The sequence below is a fragment of the Mesorhizobium sp. M7A.F.Ca.CA.002.04.1.1 genome, assembly GCF_004022805.1.
In the GTDB taxonomy this organism is placed as follows: domain Bacteria; phylum Pseudomonadota; class Alphaproteobacteria; order Rhizobiales; family Rhizobiaceae; genus Mesorhizobium; species Mesorhizobium ciceri.
The window spans coordinates 1-4,238 of sequence record NZ_RZPL01000517.1 but is presented as its reverse complement, the minus strand read 5'-3'; the positions used below and the strand labels follow the sequence as shown (position 1 = coordinate 4,238).

Sequence of the window (4,238 nt, the reverse complement as noted above, 5' to 3'; positions counted from 1 at the left end):
GCCCTACTCTCCTAACTTATAGAACCGGCTGATAATCCCCCACGCCTCATCCGCGGTGTCGACGAAGTCGATGATGTCCTGATCGCCGGGGCTGATCGTGCCCTGCTCGGCGAGGAAATCGAGATCGATCGCCCGCTTCCAGAAGGATTTGCCGAACAGGATCACCGGCACGCGCTCCATGCGCCCTGTCTGGATCAGGGTCAGCGTCTCGAAGAATTCGTCCATCGTGCCGAAGCCGCCCGGAAACACCGCGACCGCCTTGGCGCGCATGACGAAATGCATCTTGCGGATAGCGAAATAATGGAAGTTGAAACAGAGCTCCGGCGTCACATAGATGTTCGGCGCCTGCTCGTGCGGCAAGACGATGTTGAGGCCTATCGACGGCGCGCCGACATCGTCGGCGCCGCGGTTTCCCGCTTCCATCACGCCAGGCCCGCCGCCGGTCACCACGACATATTCGCGGTAATAGGAGGTAGCCGATTGCTGCGAGCAGAGGCGGGCGAATTTGCGCGCTTCCTCGTAGTATTTGCTGTTCTCTTCGAGGTTCTTCTTCTGCGTCTCGTTCTTGGCCGCCCAGGCCTCGCCGCCGGGTTCCGGCAGGCGCGCACCGCCGAACAGGATCACCGTCGAGCGGATGCCGCGTTCGGCTAGGATCATTTCCGGTTTCAGGAGTTCGAGTTGCAGCCTGACCGCGCGCAACTCGCGCCGCGTCATGAAGTCGGGATCGTTCCAGGCGAGCCGGTAGGTTTCGGCACGCGTCTGCGGCGTGTCAGGCACGCTCTTCGACCGCTCCAGATCCTCGTCCGAATGCGGCAGCGGCGTCCACCCCGCCTTTTCCATAGGAGTCATAACTACCCGTCCAATTCCCTTAACTGCGCCGTCCCGTGACGCACACGCGATTGACCCCCATTAAGCCTTAACATAGGGTCCGCGCGACTTTCAAAACAGGTTAAGGCTCAGTCCCTTAACAGCTTGGTAATGGAGCGAATTCATGTCGAAGCCCGATCTGGCGAGCCTCGAAAAGACCATCGAGAAGGCCTTCGAGGAACGCGATGCGATTTCGACTGCGACGCGCGGCGAAACGCGCGATGCCATCCAGTCGGCGCTTGACCTGCTCGACCGCGGCGCCGTCCGCGTCGCCGAGCGGCAGGCCGACGGCAAGTGGCATGTCAACCAGTGGCTGAAGAAGGCCGTGCTTTTGTCCTTCCGGCTCAACCCGATGGAGATCATCAAGGGTGGTCCCGGCGAAGCGACGTGGTGGGACAAGGTGCCGTCGAAGTTCGATGGCTGGGGCGCTGTCGATTTCGAAAAGGAGGGCTTTCGCGCCGTGCCGGGGTCGATCGTGCGTCGCTCGGCCTATATCGCGCCGGGCGCCGTGCTGATGCCGTCCTTCGTCAATGTCGGCGCCTATGTCGATACAGGCACCATGATCGACACCTGGGTCGGGGTAGGCTCCTGTGCCCAGATCGGCAAGAACGTGCATCTTTCCGGCGGCGTCGGCATCGGCGGCGTGCTGGAGCCGATGCAGGCAGGTCCGACCATCATCGAGGACAATTGCTTCATCGGCGCGCGCTCGGAAGTGGTCGAGGGCTGCATCGTGCGCGAAGGCTCGGTGCTCGGCATGGGCGTCTTCATCGGCCAGTCGACCAAGATCGTCGACCGCGCTACCGGCGAGATTTTCTATGGCGAAGTGCCGCCGAATTCCGTCGTCGTCGCCGGAGCGATGCCGGGCAAGCCCTTTCCGAACGGCGAGCCGGGTCCGAGCCTCTACTGCGCCGTCATCGTCAAGCGCGTCGACGCCAAAACCAGGTCCAAGACCTCGATCAACGAATTGCTGCGCGATTGATCTTTGCGCAAAGCGGGCGCACCTTCCGCCGGCGCGACAATCGGTCGCGCGGGTTCATCATGGAGGGGTGACATGGACTGGAAGTATCTGCTCACAAGTTTTGACGGTCGCATCAACCGTGGCAAGTTCTGGGCCGCGATTGGCGTTTTCATCGTCATTGGCATCGTTGCCTTTATTCTCGATGCGATCCTCGGTACACGCATCACCACGGCCAGTGGCGCCCAGATCGGCATCATCGGCATTCTCATCGCTCTGGCCTCGATCTATTTCGCACTCGCAGTCTACGCCAAGCGCTGGCATGATCGCGGCAAGTCGGGCTGGTGGAGCCTGATCATGCTGGTGCCATTGATCGGCCCGATCTGGTTTCTGGTGGAATGCGGCATTCTCGAAGGCGCCAGGGGCGCCAATCAATATGGACCGGACCCGCTTGCCTGACAGATCAGATCTCACCTGGCTTTTCTTCAAAACCTCGGGCCGCGTCAGTCGCGCGGCCTATTTTCTTGGCGGGTTGCTCGTCGCTATCATCCAGGCCTTCCCGCTCTACCGCTTCACGCTGGTGCCGGAAGGTTCGGCCGAGAGCAACATGTGGTCGTTCATCTTCTTCGTCGCCTTCATCGCCTCGCTGTGGTCGAACATTGCCCTGGCGGTCAAGCGGCTGCACGATTTGGACAAGCCGGGCATTGCGGCGCTGATCCTGTTCGTGCCGGTGGTCTCGATCGTGGCCTTCCTTGTGTTGTGCCTGTTTCCGGGGCAGCCTGGACCCAACCGCTACGGCCGGCGCACCAACGAGCCAGCACAACCCTGAGGTTCGATCGGACATGCGCTACCGTACGCTTGATCCGAAACTGATCATCGAGACCGCAGAACGGCTGGAGACGCGCGTTGCGGAGCGTTTCCCCGATGCCGGCCTGCGCGGCGTTGCCGCCGAACTGGTCTCGCTGTCGCGCGACCTGGCACAGGGCGCCAAGGCCCTGGAAGCGCCGATCTGGTGGCTGCGCGGCCTCATCGTCGCCGCTGTCGTTGCCGGCGCACTGATGTTCATCTTCGTCGGAACCGTATTGCCATTCGACCGCATTTCCAAACCGGGTGATGCCGTCCAGTCTGTGCAAGGCATCGAAGCTTCGCTCAACATGTTCATCCTCGCCATTGTCGGATTTCTCGCCTTGATCCGCTCCGAGGAGCGCATCAAGCGCAAGCAGGTCTTTCGCCAGCTGCATGGCCTGCGCTCGCTGATCCACGTCATCGACATGCACCAGCTGACCAAGGATCCGGCGGCGCTGTCGGCCGATTTCAAGCCAACGTCGCATTCGCCCGCCCGCATCACCAATGCCGCCGACCTGGCGCGTTACCTCGACTATTGCTCCGAAATGCTGTCGATCACCGGCAAGATCGCCGCATTGTTCGCGCAGTCGGTCAATGACGACGTGGTCATCGACGGCGTCAACGACATCGAGAACCTGGCGTCCAACCTGTCGCGGAAAATCTGGCAGAAGATCACGTTGATCGACGGCCGGCCGGTGCAACAATCTGCTCCGGCGCCAGGCCCGGCGAGCCAAGCCGCTCCGCTTCCGCCGCGCGCACCAAGGCGATGATCCGCTGAACCGTCGGCACGGGCGTGCCGGCCTTCCCCGCCAGCCGCAAGATGGCACCTTGCAAGTCGTCGATCTCCGTCGGCCGGCCGCGCTGAAGATCGTCCCACATCGACGAGCGCGCCTGCGGGTCGATCGCCAGCATGCGCCGCGCCAAGAGCTTGAACAGCCAGTCCGGCAGCCTGAGCACTTTCGGCAGCAGCGCCGGCCGCAGGCCGGCGATCCGCGCCGGCTCGATGCCGGACGCTTTCAGCGCCGTCAGCGCCTCGTCGATCTGGCCAGCCAGGATCAGCCGCCAGCGTCGGTCGGCCAGTTCGGTTGCCAGCGGCAGGCCGGAAAGCGCCACCAGCGCGTTGTTCAGATTCATCAGCAGCTTGCCCCACAGCACCGCCTTCATGTCGCCATGCGCTTCAACCGCAAACCCTTCGACGCCAAGCAGGCCGACCAGGCCGGCATCGCCATCCTCGACCATCACCTTGCCGTCGCTGGCGCGGTGCACGCGCAGCGGCAGCTCGCCGTCCGGCGACTGCACCACATTGAACGGCACCATGCCGGCCAGCACCGTTCGCCGGCCAAGTCCGGCACGCAGCCTGTCGGCATTGTCGACACCGTTCTGCAGGCTGATCACCACGGCGTCGGGCCGGGCATGAGCTTTGATAAGATCCGCCATGTCCTGAGTGGCGCCGCTCTTGACCGTGACCAGGATCACGTCTGCCTGCGGCAGGGTGGCGGCCGGATCGGTGGTGACGGCAAGCGCCTCCGGCTTGATCGAGCGATCGCGGCCCTGGAGGTCGCTGACCCGC

General features: G+C 63.2%; 6 protein-coding genes. 4 read left to right on the top strand and 2 right to left on the bottom strand.

From position 1 onward, the window contains the following. Positions 1 to 3: 3 nt before the first annotated feature. Entirely contained in the window at positions 4 to 849 is an 846-nt protein-coding gene (locus tag ENZ75_RS23130; protein ID WP_013528481.1) for an LOG family protein, read from the bottom strand. Between the two features lie 142 nt (positions 850 to 991). Here ENZ75_RS23130 and dapD point away from each other — a divergent pair, with 142 nt between their 5' ends. From dapD to ENZ75_RS23110, 4 genes are all read left to right on the top strand, one after another. Then, a complete protein-coding gene (gene dapD / locus ENZ75_RS23125) occupies positions 992 to 1,846 on the top strand; it encodes a 2,3,4,5-tetrahydropyridine-2,6-dicarboxylate N-succinyltransferase (RefSeq protein ID WP_013528480.1) in 855 nt (284 codons plus the stop codon). A 72-nt stretch (positions 1,847 to 1,918) separates the two neighbouring features. Then, positions 1,919 to 2,281 (top strand): DUF805 domain-containing protein, encoded by a 363-nt coding sequence (locus ENZ75_RS23120; protein WP_013528479.1) that lies wholly within the window; start codon positions 1,919 to 1,921, stop codon positions 2,279 to 2,281. Further along, positions 2,274 to 2,651 carry a DUF805 domain-containing protein gene (locus ENZ75_RS23115; RefSeq protein WP_024502086.1) on the top strand — a complete coding sequence of 126 codons (378 nt, stop codon included), beginning with the start codon at positions 2,274 to 2,276 and terminating at the stop codon, positions 2,649 to 2,651. The genes ENZ75_RS23120 and ENZ75_RS23115 overlap by 8 nt, the downstream gene beginning before the upstream one ends. Before the next feature lie 13 nt (positions 2,652 to 2,664). Next, complete coding sequence (locus ENZ75_RS23110; RefSeq protein WP_063169724.1) at positions 2,665 to 3,438, top strand: hypothetical protein; 774 nt, start codon at positions 2,665 to 2,667, stop codon at positions 3,436 to 3,438. Here the strand turns inward: ENZ75_RS23110 and ENZ75_RS23105 are convergent. Continuing rightward, positions 3,341 to 4,238, bottom strand: an 898-nt coding sequence (locus tag ENZ75_RS23105) for a 2-dehydropantoate 2-reductase (RefSeq protein WP_128278337.1), incomplete at its 5' end; no start/stop codon positions are given. The genes ENZ75_RS23110 and ENZ75_RS23105 overlap by 98 nt on opposite strands.